General features: G+C 32.7%; 18 protein-coding genes and 1 other annotated feature (1 of these 19 running past the window's edge). Of the genes, 17 read left to right on the top strand and 1 reads right to left on the bottom strand.

Annotated features, from left to right (window positions below; translation table 11 throughout):
• Positions 1 to 60, top strand: a binding site (T-box leader) (it extends 141 nt beyond the left edge of the window).
• 37 nt (positions 61 to 97) lie between these two features.
• The 4 genes from leuS (at position 98) to H8707_RS09605 (ending at position 4,810) form a co-directional block, all read left to right on the top strand.
• Positions 98 to 2,509, top strand: coding sequence for a leucine--tRNA ligase (gene leuS / locus H8707_RS09620; protein WP_262429938.1), 2,412 nt, complete (start codon positions 98 to 100; stop codon positions 2,507 to 2,509).
• A gap of 73 nt (positions 2,510 to 2,582) precedes the next feature.
• Positions 2,583 to 3,407, top strand: coding sequence for a DegV family protein (locus tag H8707_RS09615; RefSeq protein WP_262429937.1), 825 nt, complete (start codon positions 2,583 to 2,585; stop codon positions 3,405 to 3,407).
• Positions 3,408 to 3,494: 87 nt separating this feature from the next.
• Positions 3,495 to 4,451: an L-threonine 3-dehydrogenase gene (locus tag H8707_RS09610; protein WP_262429936.1), complete on the top strand. Its 957-nt coding sequence runs from the start codon at positions 3,495 to 3,497 to the stop codon at positions 4,449 to 4,451.
• An 80-nt stretch (positions 4,452 to 4,531) separates the two neighbouring features.
• Positions 4,532 to 4,810, top strand: coding sequence for a hypothetical protein (locus tag H8707_RS09605; RefSeq protein ID WP_262429935.1), 279 nt, complete (start codon positions 4,532 to 4,534; stop codon positions 4,808 to 4,810).
• Positions 4,811 to 4,860: 50 nt separating this feature from the next.
• Here H8707_RS09605 and H8707_RS09600 read toward each other — a convergent pair whose 3' ends face one another.
• Positions 4,861 to 5,913 (bottom strand): hypothetical protein, encoded by a 1,053-nt coding sequence (locus H8707_RS09600; protein ID WP_262429934.1) that lies wholly within the window; start codon positions 5,911 to 5,913, stop codon positions 4,861 to 4,863.
• A gap of 87 nt (positions 5,914 to 6,000) precedes the next feature.
• On the opposite strand from H8707_RS09600, the gene H8707_RS09595 reads away from it, so the two are divergent.
• The 13 genes from H8707_RS09595 to H8707_RS09535 all read left to right on the top strand — a co-directional run bounded on the left by H8707_RS09595 (position 6,001) and on the right by H8707_RS09535 (position 17,863).
• Complete coding sequence (locus H8707_RS09595) at positions 6,001 to 6,618, top strand: hypothetical protein (protein ID WP_262429933.1); 618 nt, start codon at positions 6,001 to 6,003, stop codon at positions 6,616 to 6,618.
• A 140-nt stretch (positions 6,619 to 6,758) separates the two neighbouring features.
• On the top strand, positions 6,759 to 7,181 hold the full coding sequence (locus H8707_RS09590; RefSeq protein ID WP_262429932.1) for an RrF2 family transcriptional regulator: 423 nt from the start codon (positions 6,759 to 6,761) through the stop codon (positions 7,179 to 7,181).
• 25 nt (positions 7,182 to 7,206) lie between these two features.
• On the top strand, positions 7,207 to 8,385 hold the full coding sequence (gene nifS, locus H8707_RS09585; protein ID WP_262429931.1) for a cysteine desulfurase NifS: 1,179 nt from the start codon (positions 7,207 to 7,209) through the stop codon (positions 8,383 to 8,385).
• Positions 8,385 to 8,825, top strand: coding sequence for a Fe-S cluster assembly scaffold protein NifU (gene nifU, locus H8707_RS09580; RefSeq protein WP_394354657.1), 441 nt, complete (start codon positions 8,385 to 8,387; stop codon positions 8,823 to 8,825). Before nifS ends, nifU begins: the two co-directional genes overlap by 1 nt.
• A 15-nt stretch (positions 8,826 to 8,840) precedes the next feature.
• Positions 8,841 to 10,037, top strand: coding sequence for an AI-2E family transporter (locus tag H8707_RS09575; RefSeq protein WP_262429930.1), 1,197 nt, complete (start codon positions 8,841 to 8,843; stop codon positions 10,035 to 10,037).
• Positions 10,038 to 10,148: 111 nt separating this feature from the next.
• Positions 10,149 to 12,785 carry an alanine--tRNA ligase gene (alaS, locus tag H8707_RS09570; protein ID WP_262429929.1) on the top strand — a complete coding sequence of 879 codons (2,637 nt, stop codon included), beginning with the start codon at positions 10,149 to 10,151 and terminating at the stop codon, positions 12,783 to 12,785.
• Positions 12,786 to 12,969: 184 nt separating this feature from the next.
• A complete protein-coding gene (locus H8707_RS09565) occupies positions 12,970 to 13,236 on the top strand; it encodes an IreB family regulatory phosphoprotein (protein ID WP_262429928.1) in 267 nt (88 codons plus the stop codon).
• A 74-nt stretch (positions 13,237 to 13,310) separates the two neighbouring features.
• The gene (locus H8707_RS09560) at positions 13,311 to 14,258 is read left to right on the top strand and encodes an aldo/keto reductase (protein WP_262429927.1); all 948 of its coding nucleotides are present in this window, start codon (positions 13,311 to 13,313) and stop codon (positions 14,256 to 14,258) included.
• A gap of 11 nt (positions 14,259 to 14,269) precedes the next feature.
• The gene (gene ruvX, locus H8707_RS09555; RefSeq protein WP_262429926.1) at positions 14,270 to 14,689 is read left to right on the top strand and encodes a Holliday junction resolvase RuvX; all 420 of its coding nucleotides are present in this window, start codon (positions 14,270 to 14,272) and stop codon (positions 14,687 to 14,689) included.
• A 4-nt stretch (positions 14,690 to 14,693) separates the two neighbouring features.
• Positions 14,694 to 14,942: a DUF1292 domain-containing protein gene (locus H8707_RS09550; RefSeq protein ID WP_262429925.1), complete on the top strand. Its 249-nt coding sequence runs from the start codon at positions 14,694 to 14,696 to the stop codon at positions 14,940 to 14,942.
• 25 nt (positions 14,943 to 14,967) lie between these two features.
• Complete coding sequence (locus tag H8707_RS09545) at positions 14,968 to 15,417, top strand: Fur family transcriptional regulator (protein ID WP_262429924.1); 450 nt, start codon at positions 14,968 to 14,970, stop codon at positions 15,415 to 15,417.
• A 6-nt stretch (positions 15,418 to 15,423) separates the two neighbouring features.
• Positions 15,424 to 17,085 (top strand): ribonuclease J, encoded by a 1,662-nt coding sequence (locus H8707_RS09540; protein WP_262429923.1) that lies wholly within the window; start codon positions 15,424 to 15,426, stop codon positions 17,083 to 17,085.
• A gap of 286 nt (positions 17,086 to 17,371) precedes the next feature.
• Positions 17,372 to 17,863 (top strand): QueT transporter family protein, encoded by a 492-nt coding sequence (locus tag H8707_RS09535; protein ID WP_262429922.1) that lies wholly within the window; start codon positions 17,372 to 17,374, stop codon positions 17,861 to 17,863.
• Positions 17,864 to 17,868: the final 5 nt, after the last annotated feature.

The raw sequence follows: 17,868 nt of genomic DNA, 5'->3' as shown, positions 1-17,868 counted from the left end.
TCTCAAAGAGGATTTTAAATCAATCAGAGTGGTACCGCGGATTAACCCTTCGTCTCTATTTTAGGACGAAGGGATTTTTATTTTAGGAGGGTTTTTTATGAGAGAGTATGAACATGGATTAATAGAAAAAAAGTGGCAGGATATATGGGATGAAAAAGAAATCTATAAAGCGTCAAACAATAGCGACAAACCAAAGTACTTTGCTTTAGTAGAGTTTCCTTATCCTTCTGCAAATGGTCTTCATGTAGGACATCCAAGACCTTATACAGCTTTGGATATCGTATCTCGAAAGAGAAGATTTGAAGGGTACAATGTATTGTTTCCAATGGGTTGGGATGCCTTTGGATTACCGACTGAAAACTTTGCAATAAAAAACAAAATACATCCCAAGATAGTAACGGAGAACAATGTTAAAAGATTTAAATCCCAACTTAAATCAATAGGTTATTCTTTTGATTGGTCAAGAGAGATAAACACAACGGATCCTAATTATTATAAATGGACTCAATGGATTTTTATAAAATTATTTGAAAATGGACTGGCATATAAACATGAAATGCCGATAAACTGGTGTCCTTCCTGTAAAATAGGTCTAGCTAATGAAGAGGTAGTGGGAGGAAAATGCGAAAGATGCGGCGGAGAGGTTATAAGAAAAGTAAAAAATCAATGGATGTTAAAGATCACCGATTACGCAGAGAGATTGTTAAATGATTTAGATTTAGTGGATTATATTGACAGGGTAAAAATTCAACAAAGAAATTGGATTGGAAAATCCGAGGGAATGGAGATTGACTTCAACATTGCCGGTGTAGAAGATAAACTTAGAGTATTTACCACAAGACCTGACACCATATTTGGAGCTACTTATATGGTCATCGCAGCAGAACATTCGTTGATAGAGAAATATAAAGATAGAATAGAGAATTTAGATGAGGTCTTAAAATACAGAAATGAAGTGAGCAAAAAATCAGATTTTGAAAGAACAGAGTTGTCGAAGGAAAAAACAGGGGTAGAATTGAAAGGGCTTAGAGCTGTTAATCCTGCAACTGGAAACGAAATACCTATTTGGATATCGGATTATGTTTTGATTACCTATGGTACAGGAGCAATCATGGCTGTTCCGGGGCATGATGAAAGGGACTGGGAATTTGCAAGCAAATTTAATCTGCCGATAGTAGAAGTCATACAGGGAGGAAATATCAAATTAGGTGCATATACCGATACTGAAACGGGTATTTTAGTTAATTCTGAATTTCTAAACGGCCTTGATGTAGATAAGGCTAAAAAAACTATTTCAGATTGGCTGGAAGAAAGAAATCTAGGGACAAGAAAAATCAACTATAAACTTAGAGATTGGGTATTTTCCAGACAAAGATACTGGGGGGAACCTATACCATTGGTATATTGTGAAAAGTGCGGATGGGTACCGGTTCCTGAAAGTGAATTGCCTGTTATGCTTCCGGAAGTTGAAAATTATGAGCCAACGGATACTGGAGAATCACCATTGGCAAATATTACGGATTGGGTAAATACCACTTGTCCGAAATGCGGAGGCCATGCACGAAGAGAGACTGATACTATGCCCCAATGGGCAGGATCGTCATGGTATTTCTTAAGATATACAGATCCGGATAATGATAAAAATTTAGCTTCAAAAGAAGCTCTTGATTATTGGATGCCTGTGGATTGGTACAATGGAGGAATGGAACATACAACTCTTCACCTTTTATATTCAAGATTTTGGCACAAGTTCCTTTTTGATTTAGGGGTTGTTCCGGGTCCTGAACCATATGCAAAGAGAACTTCGCATGGAATGATATTAGGAGACAATAATGAAAAGATGTCTAAATCCAGAGGAAATGTTGTAAATCCTGATGATATAGTAATGGACTATGGAGCAGATACCTTGAGAACTTATGAAATGTTTATAGGTGATTTTGAAAAAAGTGTGCCTTGGTCTGAAAATGGAGTTAAAGGCTGCAGGAGGTTTCTTGAAAGGGTTTGGAGATTACAAGAAATAGTCAAAGATGGAGATGAATATAGCAATAAGTTGGAGAGCAGTATTCATAAAACAATAAAAAAAGTATCCGAGGATTTTGAAACCTTGAAATTCAATACCGGTATTGCGGCTTTAATGTCTTTGTTAAATGAATTCAATGATGTAGGCAGTATAACTAAGAAAGACTTAAAAACTTATCTTACCCTTTTAAATCCTGTTGCTCCGCATATAACAGAAGAACTGTGGAAAATAACAGACTTAGGAGGATTTTTACATGATACTACATGGCCAATATATGATGAGAAGAAGTTGAAAGACCAGATTATTGAAATGCCTATTCAAATCAATGGCAAGGTTAGAGGCAAAATTGAAGTAAGTGTAGATGATACTCAAGACATGATAAGGGAAAAGATATTAAAGGATGAAAATATATTAAAGTTTATGGATGGAAAGGAAATCGTAAAGGAGATATTTGTAGCGGGCAAAATTTATAATATAGTTGTAAAGTGATTAAAAATATGAAATAATATAGTTCTGTCATATCTGTGACAGAACTATATTAATATTAGAAAGGGAGTGTATTATGAGAAGAATTAAAATTGTTACAGACAGCACCAGTTATTTCTCAAAGGAATTTTTAAAAAACAAGGATTTATCAATTGTTCCACTGAATTATGTTTTTGACGATAAGTCCTATGTGGAAGGATTTAAAGGAGAGTTTGATGAGTTTTTCAAAATGCTTGGGAGAAGTAAATTGTTTCCGACAACATCTCAGCCTGCAGTAGGAGATTTTTATGAAGTGTTTAAAAAGGCACTGGAGGATTATGAAGAGATAATAGCGATTGTTTTATCTTCTAAACTAAGTGGGACTTACAATAGTGCTATACTAGCTAAAAATATGTTAGAGGATAAAAAAATTACTATCATTGATTCTGAAACATCTGCATCAAATTTAAGGTATTTAGTTGAAGATGCACTTCAAATGTCAGAGGAAGGGAAGACATCAAAGGAAATTGAAGATTTTATTAATGATAAAAAAACTAAGATGAACATCTATTTGACTACTGATACATTAGAGTATCTAAGTCGTGGGGGAAGATTAAGTTCTTTTCAGTCTGCAATAGGGAATTTTTTAAATGTAAGACCTATCATAGAATTAAGAGACGGCGAATTACAATTATTAGAGAAGATAAGAGGGAAAAATAAATCAATCCTCAGATTGATTGAAAAGATACCTGAAAATGTTCAAAAAATTTCTATTTGCCATATATTAAATTTGAGCGAAGCAAAAAAGCTTCAGGACATTTTAATTAAAAAATTTCCTGATGCGGATATATCAGTAGATGAATTAGGACCTGTAGTTGGAGCACATTTAGGACCAAAAACTTTGGGAATATGCTTTTATTAATTTCTATTTTTGTGATATTTATATCATTGATTGTGATATAATAAAAGAAATAGCTGTTATAAGCTAATAAATATGGAGGTGTTTCCAATGAGGAAAATATTGGTTACTGGCGGATTAGGTCAAATTGGCTCCGAACTTATACAAAGACTGAGAGAAGTATATGGCACAAACAACATAATAGCAAGCGGAAGAAGGAAAAAGCCCGGGCATGAAGAACTTATTGAAAGTGGTCCTTTTGAGATTGTCAATGTAAACAACCCTATAGAATTAAGCAATGTTGCTAAAAAGCATAACGTAAATACTATCATTCATTTAGCAGCTATACTTTCCGCTGTAGGAGAGAATAATCCACAAGCTTGCTGGGATGTTAACATGAATGGACTATATAATGTACTTGAAGTAGGCAGGGAAGAAAACTTGTCTATATTTACTCCCAGCTCTATAGCTGCTTTTGGTCCTTCTACGCCACCTGATAAGACACCACAGGATACTATTCAAAGGCCGACAACAATGTATGGTGTTACAAAGGTTGCAGGTGAATTATTATGTGATTATTATTTTAAAAGATTTAATTTAGATACTAGAGGAGTACGCTTCCCGGGGCTAATTTCATATGAGACTTTGCCGGGTGGAGGAACTACGGATTATGCAGTTCATATTTATTATGATGCAATAAAACATAAAAGATACACAAGTTTCATAGATAAAGGCACAAAGATGGACATGATGTATATGCCTGATGCTCTTGATGCCATAATAAACCTTATGGAAGCAAATCCAAAGAGATTAATTCATAGAAACGCTTTCAACATTACAGCGATGAGTTTTGAACCCGAAGAGATAAAAGACTCTATTAAAAAATTCATACCTGAGTTTGAGCTTATGTATGACGTTGATCCTGTAAGACAACAAATAGCTGATTCATGGCCAAATTCATTAGATGATTCGGCTGCCAGAGAGGAATGGGGTTGGGATCCGAAATATGATTTGGACTCTATGACAAAGGACATGTTGGAGAAATTGAAAATTAAATTGAATAAATAGGATTAGAAGCTTCTTGATTCCTATAATAATTAGGAACAAAAAAGTCCCTTCAGAATATTCTTATACTGGAGGGATTTTTTATGGCTATAAATGATTATTATCTATTGGTACTTGAAACAAGAAATAAAATCTTATATTTGCAATCAAACCTAGAAAGTAAAGGAAAAAATTATTTTCAATTGGTTTCCGCGCCTATATTCAAGTCCGGGAATGGATGCAATTATGCATTAAAGATTCCTAATAGAAATTATTTTCAAATGTTAAAAGATGAAATTCAATTATTAAATTTAGGCGATTCAAAGATGTATTTGGCTGAAAAAAAAGATAATAAATTGAAATATAGGGAAATAGAATTCTAATTCAATGCACAGTTCACAATTCAAACATAGATGTTATTGACATAGTCAGCTCAGCTAAATAATCTTTTAAAAAAGGAATTCTTATTGCTGTTTTCTTCTATTTCTGCAATTTTAGCTTTAATAACAGCTAAATCCTCAATAATATCTTTAAATTGTATTTCTAAATTCTTTTGATTAATGGTTATTTGATTTAACATATCTGCAATCATATCATCCTTAGATACTATCGGAGTTTTTTCTGTATTATTTTCATCCGGTATTTCTTTGGTTTTGATATCTGATACTTTATAATTGCCTATGGGTTTATAGCTCAGCCCATAGTCAATGCTATTTGCGATGAAATAATTGCTTTCATCACCATATATCAAACTAATTATATTATCATTTTCTTTTAATATTTCATCGGGAACAGAAGATTCGACTTTTAGTGAACTAACCTCAGACCATTTGAATCTTTCATTACCTGACGAGCTCATTCTATAATATTTTAATACATATAAATTTGACATATCTTCCCACCAAATGCCATGGATATTGTCTTTAGAATCAACGAAGATAAATGGATTTTCATTATATTTATCATTTTGAGACATTTTAATTGGATCTCTTAACCAGCTATTTTTATGACAATTATAATAAGTATAGAATATATAAGAAATATCATTTGCCAGAGTATTATATAAAAGGTGAATATTACCATATGAGTCAAAGTCAACTGAAAAGGAAGCTGTAGTTTTTTTAGAGATATATCTTATAATTGTGAATCTGCTTTCTATATTATCTTTGTAGATTATATGGTGTAAGGTAAAAATATTGGAATTTATAAAATTTGAATATGCATAAAATATATTCAATTTACCATTTATATACAAGATTTCAAGTTGATGATAATAATTTGATTTAGTATCAAATTTACCTATTTGTGATTTTTTTAAATCTCCATTCGAAAATGTACTGTAAATTAAATCCCCATCATTTAGTAAATATATTAAATGGGTTACTTCTTCATCAAAAGCATATCCATATATAATCACATCTTCTTTATCCAAGATTTCCCGCAATGTATCATCTAAAGGTGATAATTCATATTTTAAATTTTTCATTAAATCCCTCCATTTTTATCACATTAATTTCTTCATTACATAATATGATATTAGCCAGGAAATTATTAAAATTAAGGAGTGAAAAATATGGTTGATAGATTAGACGTCGATAACAAATTACTTGATGATGTTTTAAAAATGCTGGACCGAGATTGCATTATAGTAGACAAAGTATTTGCTAGCTGCCAACAAAGAGAATGTTTTCCAAATATTGAAGTGAATATAGAAGAAAAAAATTTTGGGAGGATTAGATTTAAACCTGGATTCATAGTTCCTAATACGTTAAAAGTAACTGATATTCCAAATCAGCCAAATTTTAGAAGAGTAAGATTTACATCCAGAATCCCCTATCAAATATTGGATGAGAATTGTGATAAATTGAAAGAAGACTTTTTACCTGATATATTTAAGGATATAATACTTTATATCCCTGAATCAAGGGATGAATTTGAATTCAGAATAGTAATTGAAACCCAATCGGTAATATTAGCGCCGCCGGTAGTTACAGGAAAAACTATTAGCTTTACAGTAGGAGTATTTCTAATTACAAAGGTTGTAGGGACTGTGCAGTTATTGATTCCAGCCTACGGTTATTGCCCAGAGCCACCTTTCTGTGATGAATTCAGCCCGGAGGACATATGTGAAGCTTTTGATACTGCTGATTTTCCAGAATTCTTTCCTCCACAATTAAAATGTATACCTTAATTTAACGAAGGAGTCAACCTAGAGGTTGGTTCCTTTTTTTATTCCTTTTTATTTAAGATTGTTGACAAAAAAACTTGGGTATAATATACTATGATAGAAATCCAACCAAGTGGGTTGGGATTGCAAAGGGGTGTGAAAATATGCGTTTATCTACAAGAGGAAGATATGGGCTTATGGCTATGCACCAATTGGCTTTGGAGTTTGGACAGGGACCTATATCTTTAAAATATATTGCTGAGAAACAAGAGCTATCAGAAAACTATTTAGAACAATTATTTTCTTCATTGAGAAAGGATGGGCTAATAAACAGTGTGAGAGGTGCACAAGGAGGATATATGTTGTCGAGGTCTCCTAGTGAAATTACTGTTGGTCAAATCTTAAGATCCCTAGAGGGTAATCTAGCACCTGCTGATTGTATAATTGAGGATTTGAATGAATGTACAAAGGTAGATAATTGTGCTACTAAACAAGTTTTAATGAAAATCAAAGACAGTATTGATGATGTTGTAGATTCAATAACATTGGAAGATATGATAGATGATACTATAAATGCCAATGCTTAAATAAAATAATAAGGAGGAATTAAAAATGTCTAAATATATATATATGGACAATTCAGCAACTACACCTGTCAAAAAAAAAGTATTGGATGAAATGATTCCTTATTTCACTGAAAATTTTGGCAATCCGTCAAGCATCTATTCATTGGGCTCGAATTCAAAGGTTGCTGTAGAAAAAGCAAGGGAACAGGTAGCGAGGGCTTTAGGCGCTGATAAAAATGAAATATATTTTACTGCAGGAGGTTCCGAGTCAGATAATTGGGCTCTAAAGGGAATAGCTAGTAAACATAAAAATAAGGGCAATCATATAATAACCACAAAAATAGAGCATCATGCTGTATTACATACATGTGAGTACTTGCATAAAAATGGATTTGAAATAACATATTTAAATGTGGATAAAGATGGTTTGATTGATTTAAAGGAATTAGAAAGTGCAATAACCGATAAAACTATATTGATTTCAATTATGTTTGCAAACAACGAAATAGGAACTATTCAACCTATTAAAGAAATAGGTGAAATTGCAAAATCCAAAAATATAATATTCCATACAGATGCTGTTCAAGCTATAGGAAATGTAAGAATTGATGTCAAAGAGCTAAATATTGATTTGTTGTCGTTATCTGCTCATAAATTTTACGGACCTAAAGGAATGGGTGCCCTGTATATTAGAAAAGGACTTCAAATAGATCCTCTAATAGCAGGTGGCGGACAGGAAAGAAACAAAAGAGCGGGTACGGAAAATGTCCCAGGTATTGTAGGATTGGGCAAAGCTATTGAACTGGCTTATGAAAATTTAGAAGAACATAATGAAAAGCTTATAAAACTTAGAGAAAGATTAATAAATGGAATACAAGAAAACATAAAATATACTAGGATCAATGGGCATAGAACAAAGAGATTACCGGGGAATGTAAATGTGTGCTTCGAGTTTATAGAAGGGGAATCTTTATTGTTAAGTCTTGATATTGAAGGAATTGCAGGGTCAAGCGGTTCGGCTTGTACTTCCGGAAGTTTAGATCCTTCTCATGTCCTTTTGGCAATAGGGCTGCCTCATGAAATTGCACACGGTTCTTTACGGTTAAGTTTAGGTGACTTTAACACCGAAGAAGAAGTTGATTATGTAATTGCAAAATTGGTAAAAATTGTAGATAGATTAAGGAATATGTCACCACTTTATGACAAAATCAAGGAGGCAAAATAATGTATTCGGAAAAGGTTATGGAACATTTTAGAAATCCAAGAAATGTTGGAGAAATATTGGATGCGGATGGAATTGGTGAAGTTGGCAATGCTAAATGTGGAGACATAATGAAAATGTATTTGAAGGTAAACGACGGTATTATAGAGGATGTAAAGTTTAAAACATTTGGATGTGGATCGGCAATTGCATCTTCAAGCATGGCTACAGAATTAATAAAGGGAAAAAGCATAGAAGAAGCTATGGGACTTACCAACAAAGCGGTAGCTGAAGCATTGGATGGTTTGCCACCAATAAAAATGCATTGTTCGGTTTTAGCAGAGCAAGCAATTAAAGCTGCTTTATTAGATTATTCAAAGAAACATAATGTCCATATTGATGGTCTTGAGGATTTTGATTTTGAAGAAGACGGTCATGAAAATGTAGATGATGAAGATATTTAAATAGGGGTGTTAAATATGTCAATAAACCCACCGCCGGATTTATTTGTTAAGGCTGTATGGTTACTATCAACTATATTATTATCGCTTGTTATTTATTATTTGATAAATATAGGAAACAATTTTGTACCTGAAAAAAAGAAAATAAAATTTAACAATACTAGGGTTTTACCAATATTTTTTGTAGCACTTATTCTTTATGTTATATATGCATTATTTAAGAAATATCAAGTATTGTCTGATACGGTTACTACTATTATTATATCTATAATGTTAGCTTTTATATTTGACCCTATAGTTAACTATTTTGAATCAAAGGGTATGAAACGTATATTTGCAGTAATAGCAATCTATTTTATTATATTGGGAATTATATTCATATTAGCATTTTTAGTAATTCCAAGGTCTGGAAGAGAAATAAAAAGGCTTATGACATATTTGCCCACTGTTATTACAAATTTGACAAATTATATAGATACATTATATGCGAAATATTTAACGACATTCGGAGGGCTTCCTTCTATATTTCAAGGCTTTGAGGGAATAATTCAAGATAATTTAGTAAAATTGCAAGAAGTTGTAATGAATGGAATGGATATGTTCTTTGACTGGATAGTGAATTCTTTTTCAAAGATAATAAATATAGTTCTAACACCTATATTAACATTCTATTTCTTGATTGATAAAGATGAATTTATTAGAAAAATTAAATCGTTAATACCTAAAAAATATAAAAGAGATGTCCTGACGATAGCTAGGGAAGTAAATGTTTCTGTAACCCAATTTATAAGAGGAAGACTTATAATGGCAATTTACGTAGGCGTCGCTACGACTGTGTTACTGATGATATTGGGTATTGATTTTGCTGTTGTAATAGGATTTGTTACAATGATTGCGGATATTATTCCCTATATAGGTCCATTTTTAGGATTTATTCCTGCATTTCTTTTAGCTATTATGACAAGTCCTATAAAGGCACTATGGCTTACAGTTTTCTTTATTATAATCCAATGGGTGGAGAATAATATACTGGCTCCCAAGATTTTAGGAGAAACTACCGGTATGCACCCTTTGACAATATTGATATCAATTATAGCAGGCGGTGCAATATTTGGGGTCTTGGGTATGGTAATATCAGTGCCTCTTGTAGCTTTATCCAAAATTTTATTTTCATTTTTCAAAGAAAAATACGATAATAAAAAAGGATTTATATAGTATATTTTAAGATAATTGACAAAATATTCATGTTACCTTAAAATACTTATAGGTATAATACGATACCTCCCTTCATAAGGGAGGATTTTAACTAATAGATGGGGTGTTTTTATGAAAAAAATCGGATTACATGAAATTAGAAAAGAATTTTTAGATTTTTTTGAAGAAAAAGGGCATCTGGTTGCCCCAAGCTTTTCCTTAGTTCCCAAAAATGATAAATCACTTTTACTTATAGGTGCGGGAATGGCACCGCTAAAGCACTATTTTACAGGGGAAGCTATTCCGCCTAGAAATAGAATGGCTACATGTCAAAAATGCATACGTACAGGTGATATAGATAATGTAGGAAAGACTGCCAGACATGCTACTTTTTTTGAAATGTTGGGAAACTTTTCATTTGGTGATTATTTCAAAAAAGAAGCCATTTCATGGGCGTGGGAGTTTTTGACAGAGAGAATGGAAATAGATCCACTAGATCTATGGGTTACTGTATATAAAGATGATGATGAGGCTTTTGAATTATGGAATAAAATGATTGGTTTACCTGAAGAAAAAATAGTACGTCTGGGAAAAGACGATAATTTTTGGGAGTTAGAGGTTGGACCTTCCGGACCATGTTCTGAGATTTATGTTGACAGAGGTATAGAATATGGATGCGGCGATGAAAATTGCAAACCGGGTTGTGAATGTGATAGATTCCTTGAAATTTGGAATCTGGTATTTACTCAATTTGACAAAGATGAGAATGGTGTATATCATCCGCTTCCAAATCCTAATATTGATACCGGAATGGGATTGGAACGTATGGCAACAGTTATGGAAGGCACTAACAATATATTTGAAATAGGCGCTATTAGAAGCATTTTGAGAAAAGTGGAAGAAATCAGCAAATACAATTATGGTAGCGATGAAGAAAAAGACGTATCGGTTAGAGTTATAACTGATCATGCCAGAGCTATGACATTTTTAGTATCGGATGGAGTATTGCCAAGCAATGAAGGAAGAGGATATGTTCTTCGAAGATTGATTAGAAGAGCTTCAAGACATGGAAAACTACTAGGTATAAACGGTGGATTCTTATCGGAAGTTGTTGATGTTGTTATAAATTCATGGCAAATTGAATATAAGGATTTAAAAGAGAAAGATAAAGAAATAAAGAAGGTTATCCAGGCTGAAGAAGCAAAATTCCAGGAGACTATAGATCAAGGTATATCAATATTAGAAGATTATATAAATGAGATGAGAAAAAAGAAGAAAAGTGTATTAAGCGGTGAAAAGGCATTTAAGTTATATGATACCTATGGTTTTCCATTGGATTTAACTAAAGAAATATTGTTGGAAAAGAATTTAAGTTTAAATGAAGAAGAGTTCAAACTAAATATGGAAAGACAAAGAAGAAGAGCTAGAAATTCCAGAGATAGCGGAGATAGCGGATGGGGAGGCAAAGAGAGTAAGGAATTATTTAAAGATATTAATTCAACATTTAAGGGATATGAAACTGTTAAATTAGAAACTGAAATTATTTCTTTGATTAAAGATAATACTAAGGTAAATGAATTGTCTAGGTTTGAAGAAGGGGTGGTCATTTTAAAAGAAACTCCATTCTATGGAGAATCAGGCGGTCAAGTAGGAGATAAAGGTAAAATATCAGGTGATAACTTTACTCTTGAAGTATTGGATACAAAGTTATATGATGATTTAAGGCTCCATAATGTAAAGGTTGTAGAAGGCGAGGTTAAATTAGGAGATAAAGTTACCGCCAGCGTTGATGTTCTGCGACGTGACGCAATTAGAAGAAATCACTCTGCAACTCATTTGCTTCATAAAGCGTTGAAAGAAGTTTTGGGAGAACATGTAAATCAAGCAGGCTCTTATGTTACACCTGATAGATTGAGATTTGATTTTACTCATTTTGAAAGCATTACACCAAATGATTTAAAAAAAGTTGAAGACAGAGTAAATGAAATGATATTTAAAGGACTTGATGTGGAAACAATTGAAACGACATTGGATGAAGCATATAAATTGGGCGCAATAGGTTTATTTGAAGAAAAGTATAAAAATGATGTCAGAATAGTAAAAATGGGGAACTACTCTCAAGAGCTATGTGGAGGAACTCATGTTGTGAATACATCCAATATTGGATTGTTTAAGATAATTTCAGAGACCAGTATAGCCTCTGGATTTAGAAGGATTGAAGCTATTACAGGATTATCGGTTTTAAATTTTCTAAATTCGATAGAAAGAGAATTAGATGAATTAAGCAATATTTTAAAAACAAATAATACCAATATAATTGAAAAGGCAACACAAATTGTTGAAGACATTAAGGAAAGGGATAAAGAGATTGAAAAGCTGAAAGGGAAATTATCATCCAATATAGCTGATGAAATCATTGATAGTAAAAAGGAAGTTAAGGATATACAATATATTGTTTATAAACTAAAGGATATGGATATGAATAGTTTGAGAAACCTAGGTGATGAAATTAGAAATAGGTTAGGTTCCGGTGTTGTGGTTTTAGCATCGGTATTAAATGATAAAATATCTTATGTTGTGATGGTTACTAAGGATATCAATAAAAAAGGTATCCTAGCGGGTAATATCATTAAGGAAATAGCGAAAGTATCCGGTGGAAATGGTGGTGGGAGAGCGGATATGGCACAAGCAGGAGGGAAGGATATATCCAAAGTAGATGAGTCTTTATTAATAGTAGAAGGATTGATAGAAAAACAAATGAATAATTAAGAGGTAAGGTATAGCAGTAAAATCAATCAACATGCATTAAAGTTCAATCAAAATTTATTCTTAGGGTAAATTAATGACGGAAGAATCTTATCTTTTCAATTGTGAACTGTGAATTGTGAACTGAAATTGAATTAAGTTGTGAATTATGAACGGATTTGTTATAATAGATACAGGGGTGTTGTTTATGAACAATAATTTTGATGAAACAATGAAGTTTGAACCACCAAGAGACAATCAAACAGATCCAAGGGAGATCCTAATGTCAGTATATAAAGCGTTGGAAGAAAAGGGATATAACCCAATAGATCAAATAATCGGTTATATTTTATCCGGAGATCCTACATATATAACCAGTCATCAAAATGCGAGATCTTTAATAAGAAAGATAGAACGAGATGAATTATTGGAAGATATATTAAGATCATATTTAAATGAAAGTAAAGAAAAATAATCTTAGGATGGATGGTGTATTTCTTTATACTATCCATCTTATTATTTAATTTAAGGAATTTAGGAAGTGTCATGTTGGAAAAGGTAAAACTAGGGAAAAGTCAAATTGAAGTATCAAGATTATGCTTTGGTTCTTTGACAATGACTCCATTTCAAGCAAATCTGTCTGTTAAAGAAGGAGCATATCTTATTGATTATGCCTTTGATAAAGGTATAAATTTTTTGGACACTGCAGAAATATATGAAAACTACAATTATATAAGAGAGGCTTTAAAAGGCATAAATAGAGAAGAATATGTAATAGCCACAAAGACATATGCATATACCAAGGAAATGGCTGAGAAAAGTCTGGAACTAGCCCTAAAAGAGATAGGGACGGATTATATAGATATATTTTTACTACATGAACAGGAAAGCATTTATACTATTAAGGGACATTATGAAGCAATTGAATATTTTTTAAAGGCTAAAGAAAGAGGTAAGATTAGAAGCTTCGGTATATCTACACATAAGATTGCCGGTGTTCGTGGTGCAAAAGCGTATGATGAAATTGAGATTGTCCATCCGATAATAAACAAATACGGTATTGGAATACTGGATGGAACTATAGATGAAATGTTAAAAAATGTAGAAGAACTGAATGCCTTGGGAAAGGGCATCTATGGGATGAAACCTTTGGGCGGAGGTCATTTAATTAAAAACGCTGAAGAAGCCTTCAAATTTGTAAAAGAAATTCCCTATCTGCATTCTATTGCAGTAGGATTACAATCAACAGATGAGATAGATGCAAATATTAGCTTGATTGAAAATGGGTATATACCAAATGATATAAAAATGAAGCTAAAGAATAAAAACAGGAAGTTAATAGTTGCCGATTATTGTATAGGGTGTGGAAAATGCGTTAAAAGATGTAAGCAGCATGGCATAACACTAATAGATAATCATGCTGTGCCAAATGAGAATTGTATTTTATGCGGATATTGTGCAACAACATGTCCTGAATTTTGTATAAAAGTAATTTAATGAGGAATGAAATGGAACGTATATTAGGATTAGATGTGGGAGATAAAACTATAGGAGTTGCACTTAGTGATCCATTGCAGCTTACAGCGCAAGGATTAACTACTATTAGAAGAGAAAGCAAGGTAAAGGATTTTTCTGTCCTTGAATCATATATAGATGAATTTCAAGTAAAAAAAATAGTCGTAGGGTTACCTAAAAATATGAATGGCACCATCGGTCTGCAAGGAGAAAAAGTAATTAAATTTGCAGATATGGTTAAAAATAAATTTAAAGTTGATATAATATATATAGATGAAAGGCTAACTACAGTTGCTGCGGAACGGCTCCTAATTGAAGGCGATGTTAGACGCGAAAAAAGGAAAAAGGTAATAGATAAAATAGCCGCTACATATATATTACAAACTTATTTAGATATGGAAAAGGAGGTTTAGTTTTATGGGTGAGCGACATTTGTTTTATGATGAATTAGGAAATGGAATAGAATTTATCATAAAAGCTAAATTTAGCTTAGATGATACGGATTATGTAGCGATGTTACCTACGGATGATATTGAATCGGCTACCTATATTTTAAGGGTGGAAATGGATGATGAGGGCGATGAAATTTTAGTTGGTATAGATGACGATGAATTAGAAGAGGCGCAAGAGGCTTATGAGGAATTAATAAAAGAGTATCTGCAATAAATATTAACCTTGAATAGGTGATAAAATGAATATTAATGGATATAAAGAGACCTTACAAAAAGAGGGCTATAAGTTAACTAATCAGAGAAAGGATATTTTAGAGACATTACTTAATAATAATAGTGAACATTTAAGTTGTGAAGACGTTTTTAATATTGTCTCAAAAGAAAATCCTGAGATAGGGATTGCAACGGTGTATAGGACTTTACAACTCTTTGAAAAATTAAATATCGTATATAAAATCAACTTTGATGATGGTGTAAGTCGTTATGAATTGAATTTGGGAGAGGAAAATCACCAGCATCATCATTTAATATGCTTAAATTGTGGAAAAGTAATTGAAGTTAAATTAGATTTATTGGAAAGTTTAGAGAACAAAATCGAGAAAGATGACAAATTTAAAATTCTAGACCATAATGTGAAATTTTATGGTTATTGTAAAGAGTGTTTAGATAACAAAAATAAGGAGAAGTGATATAGATTGGCGAAAGCGAATAAACTAAAAATAATTCCTCTTGGGGGATTAGGTGAAATTGGAAAAAACATAACTGTTTTTGAATATAAAGAAGATATAATTATAGTGGATTGTGGTATGACATTCCCGGAAGATGAGATGTTGGGTGTAGATATAGTAATACCTGATATTACCTATCTAATAAAAAATAAGGATAAAATAAAAGGTCTGATATTGACACACGGGCATGAAGATCACGTAGGTGCTATTCCATATGTTTTAAAGAAAATAAATATTCCAATTTATGGTACTAAATTGACGCTGGGTTTACTTAGTACCAAATTAAAAGAACACAATTTAGGTGATGTCGAATTAAATACAGTAAAAGCAGGGGATACAATAAGATTAGGAGAATTTCAAGTAGAATTTATTAGAACCAATCATAGTATTCCTGATAGTGTTGCTTTGGCAATAACTACAAATATAGGGACAATAATTCATACAGGTGATTTTAAAATAGATTACACACCTATTTCCGGTGAAGTAATTGATTTAAACCGTTTCGCAGAGTTAGGTTCACGTGGAGTGTTAGCTCTTTTATCTGATAGTACAAATGTTACAAGACGCGGATATACTATGAGTGAGAGAAGTGTAGGAGATACATTTAAGGATTTATTTTCAAAGGCTGACAGCAGAATAATTGTAGCTACTTTTGCATCGAATGTTCACAGGGTGCAACAAATCATTGATGCAGCGGAACTTTATGACAGGAAGGTAGTTGTATCCGGCAGATCTATGGTAAATACCGTAACGGTAGCTACTGAATTAGGGTATTTAAGGATGGAAGAGGGAACTCTTATAGATATAAACGAGATGAATAGATATAGAAAAGATGAACTGGTTATAATTACTACAGGGTCTCAAGGAGAGCCTATGTCAGCTTTGACTAGGATTGCATTTTCAGAGCATAGAAAGATTGAACTTTTTCCTGATGATTTAGTAATAATTTCTGCATCTCCAATTCCTGGGAATGAAAAAACTATTTCCAGAATTATTAACAAGCTAATTGAAAGTGGGACACGAGTGGTTTATGAAGATTTAGCGGAAGTCCATGTATCAGGACACGCTTGTCAAGAGGAATTGAAATTAATTCATACATTGGTAAAACCTAAATTTTTTATGCCTGTCCATGGAGAACAGAGACATCTAAAAATGCATGCTGATATAAGTCATTCATTAGGGACACCTAAGGAAAATATATTTATTCTGGAAAATGGGCAAACTCTTGAACTTACTAAGAATACTGCTAACATAGGACCCAGTGTTCAAGCCGGAAATATATTAGTTGACGGTTTAGGAGTAGGCGATGTTGGCAATATAGTTCTAAGGGATAGAAAGCATTTATCGGAAGATGGGCTTATAGTAGTAGTAGTAACTATGAGCAAGCAGGATGGTGCCGTAATCGCCGGGCCGGACATTATTTCCAGAGGATTTGTATATGTAAGAGAATCTGAAGACTTAATGGAAGAAGCTAGGTGTGTTGTTAAAAAGGTTTTAAGCGAGTGCGAGAAAAAGAAAATAACTGATTGGGCAACTCTTAAATCAAATATCAGAGAATCTTTAAGAGATTATATTTATGAAAAAATAAAGAGGAACCCAATGATTTTACCAATTATAATGGAGGTTTAGTAATGTCCCTAGGATACTAGGGATATTATTTTATTCTTTATTCTTTGCTTATTTGTGATATAATGGTTTGGAAAAGATGTCATTTGAAGGATAATTTTTTTGCTCTTCACTCTTCACTATCTTTAAAACCGGAGATCCTTCGAAAGCAGTACTTATACTGTCCGTCTCACCCTTAGACTACAAAGGGTACACGGCAGGACGACCCAAGGGTCGATTGTGAATTGTGAACTGTGAATTGACACCAACAATTGTGAATTGTGAACTGTGAACTGATCAGGGGGTTATTATGAATATAAGATATATCACCAAGGCTAGTTTAATAGCTGCTATATACATAGTTCTAATTATAATACAGGTATTGCCTGTACCCTTTGCGAACCTTACATTCGGTCCTGTTCAATTGAGGTTAGCAGAAGGCTTGACCTTATTGCCGATGGTAGAATCAGCAGCAATCCCAGGCTTATTTGTGGGTACTTTACTGGCAAATTTAATACTGGCACCTTATTCGGGATTTGGACTTTTGGATATTGTAGGAGGCAGCCTTGTTACATTAGTAGCAGCTTTCCTTACTTCAAAGATGAAAAACAAGTTTCTTGGGATGATACCACCGGTAGCTTTGAATGGGTTAATAGTTTCAATTTGGGTTTCTTATTTTACAAAAGTGCCATATTTTTATACCGTATTGGGTATAGGTATAGGAGAATTAATTTCTGTATTGATATTTGGATCTGTGATATTATATGTATATAAAAAAGCAACAAATATAAAAGAATGGTAATAAAG

Origin of the sequence: Paratissierella segnis (genome assembly GCF_014385195.1) — a bacterium.
Lineage (GTDB): Bacteria > Bacillota > Clostridia > Tissierellales > Tissierellaceae > Paratissierella > Paratissierella segnis.
The sequence above is the reverse complement of the archived record's forward strand: the minus strand, read 5'-3'. Positions and strand labels throughout refer to the sequence as shown.

What these genes read in the sequence shown, in the direction of transcription:
- leuS (WP_262429938.1), top strand. Translation starts at nt 98, where the DNA reads ATGAGAGAGTATGAACATGGATTAATAGAAAAAAAGTGGCAGGATATA.
- H8707_RS09615 (WP_262429937.1), top strand. Translation starts at nt 2,583, where the DNA reads ATGAGAAGAATTAAAATTGTTACAGACAGCACCAGTTATTTCTCAAAG.
- H8707_RS09610 (WP_262429936.1), top strand. Translation starts at nt 3,495, where the DNA reads ATGAGGAAAATATTGGTTACTGGCGGATTAGGTCAAATTGGCTCCGAA.
- H8707_RS09605 (WP_262429935.1), top strand. Translation starts at nt 4,532, where the DNA reads ATGGCTATAAATGATTATTATCTATTGGTACTTGAAACAAGAAATAAA.
- H8707_RS09600 (WP_262429934.1), bottom strand. Translation starts at nt 5,913, where the DNA reads ATGAAAAATTTAAAATATGAATTATCACCTTTAGATGATACATTGCGG.
- H8707_RS09595 (WP_262429933.1), top strand. Translation starts at nt 6,001, where the DNA reads ATGGTTGATAGATTAGACGTCGATAACAAATTACTTGATGATGTTTTA.
- H8707_RS09590 (WP_262429932.1), top strand. Translation starts at nt 6,759, where the DNA reads ATGCGTTTATCTACAAGAGGAAGATATGGGCTTATGGCTATGCACCAA.
- nifS (WP_262429931.1), top strand. Translation starts at nt 7,207, where the DNA reads ATGTCTAAATATATATATATGGACAATTCAGCAACTACACCTGTCAAA.
- nifU (WP_394354657.1), top strand. Translation starts at nt 8,385, where the DNA reads ATGTATTCGGAAAAGGTTATGGAACATTTTAGAAATCCAAGAAATGTT.
- H8707_RS09575 (WP_262429930.1), top strand. Translation starts at nt 8,841, where the DNA reads ATGTCAATAAACCCACCGCCGGATTTATTTGTTAAGGCTGTATGGTTA.
- alaS (WP_262429929.1), top strand. Translation starts at nt 10,149, where the DNA reads ATGAAAAAAATCGGATTACATGAAATTAGAAAAGAATTTTTAGATTTT.
- H8707_RS09565 (WP_262429928.1), top strand. Translation starts at nt 12,970, where the DNA reads ATGAACAATAATTTTGATGAAACAATGAAGTTTGAACCACCAAGAGAC.
- ruvX (WP_262429926.1), top strand. Translation starts at nt 14,270, where the DNA reads ATGGAACGTATATTAGGATTAGATGTGGGAGATAAAACTATAGGAGTT.
- H8707_RS09550 (WP_262429925.1), top strand. Translation starts at nt 14,694, where the DNA reads ATGGGTGAGCGACATTTGTTTTATGATGAATTAGGAAATGGAATAGAA.
- H8707_RS09545 (WP_262429924.1), top strand. Translation starts at nt 14,968, where the DNA reads ATGAATATTAATGGATATAAAGAGACCTTACAAAAAGAGGGCTATAAG.
- H8707_RS09535 (WP_262429922.1), top strand. Translation starts at nt 17,372, where the DNA reads ATGAATATAAGATATATCACCAAGGCTAGTTTAATAGCTGCTATATAC.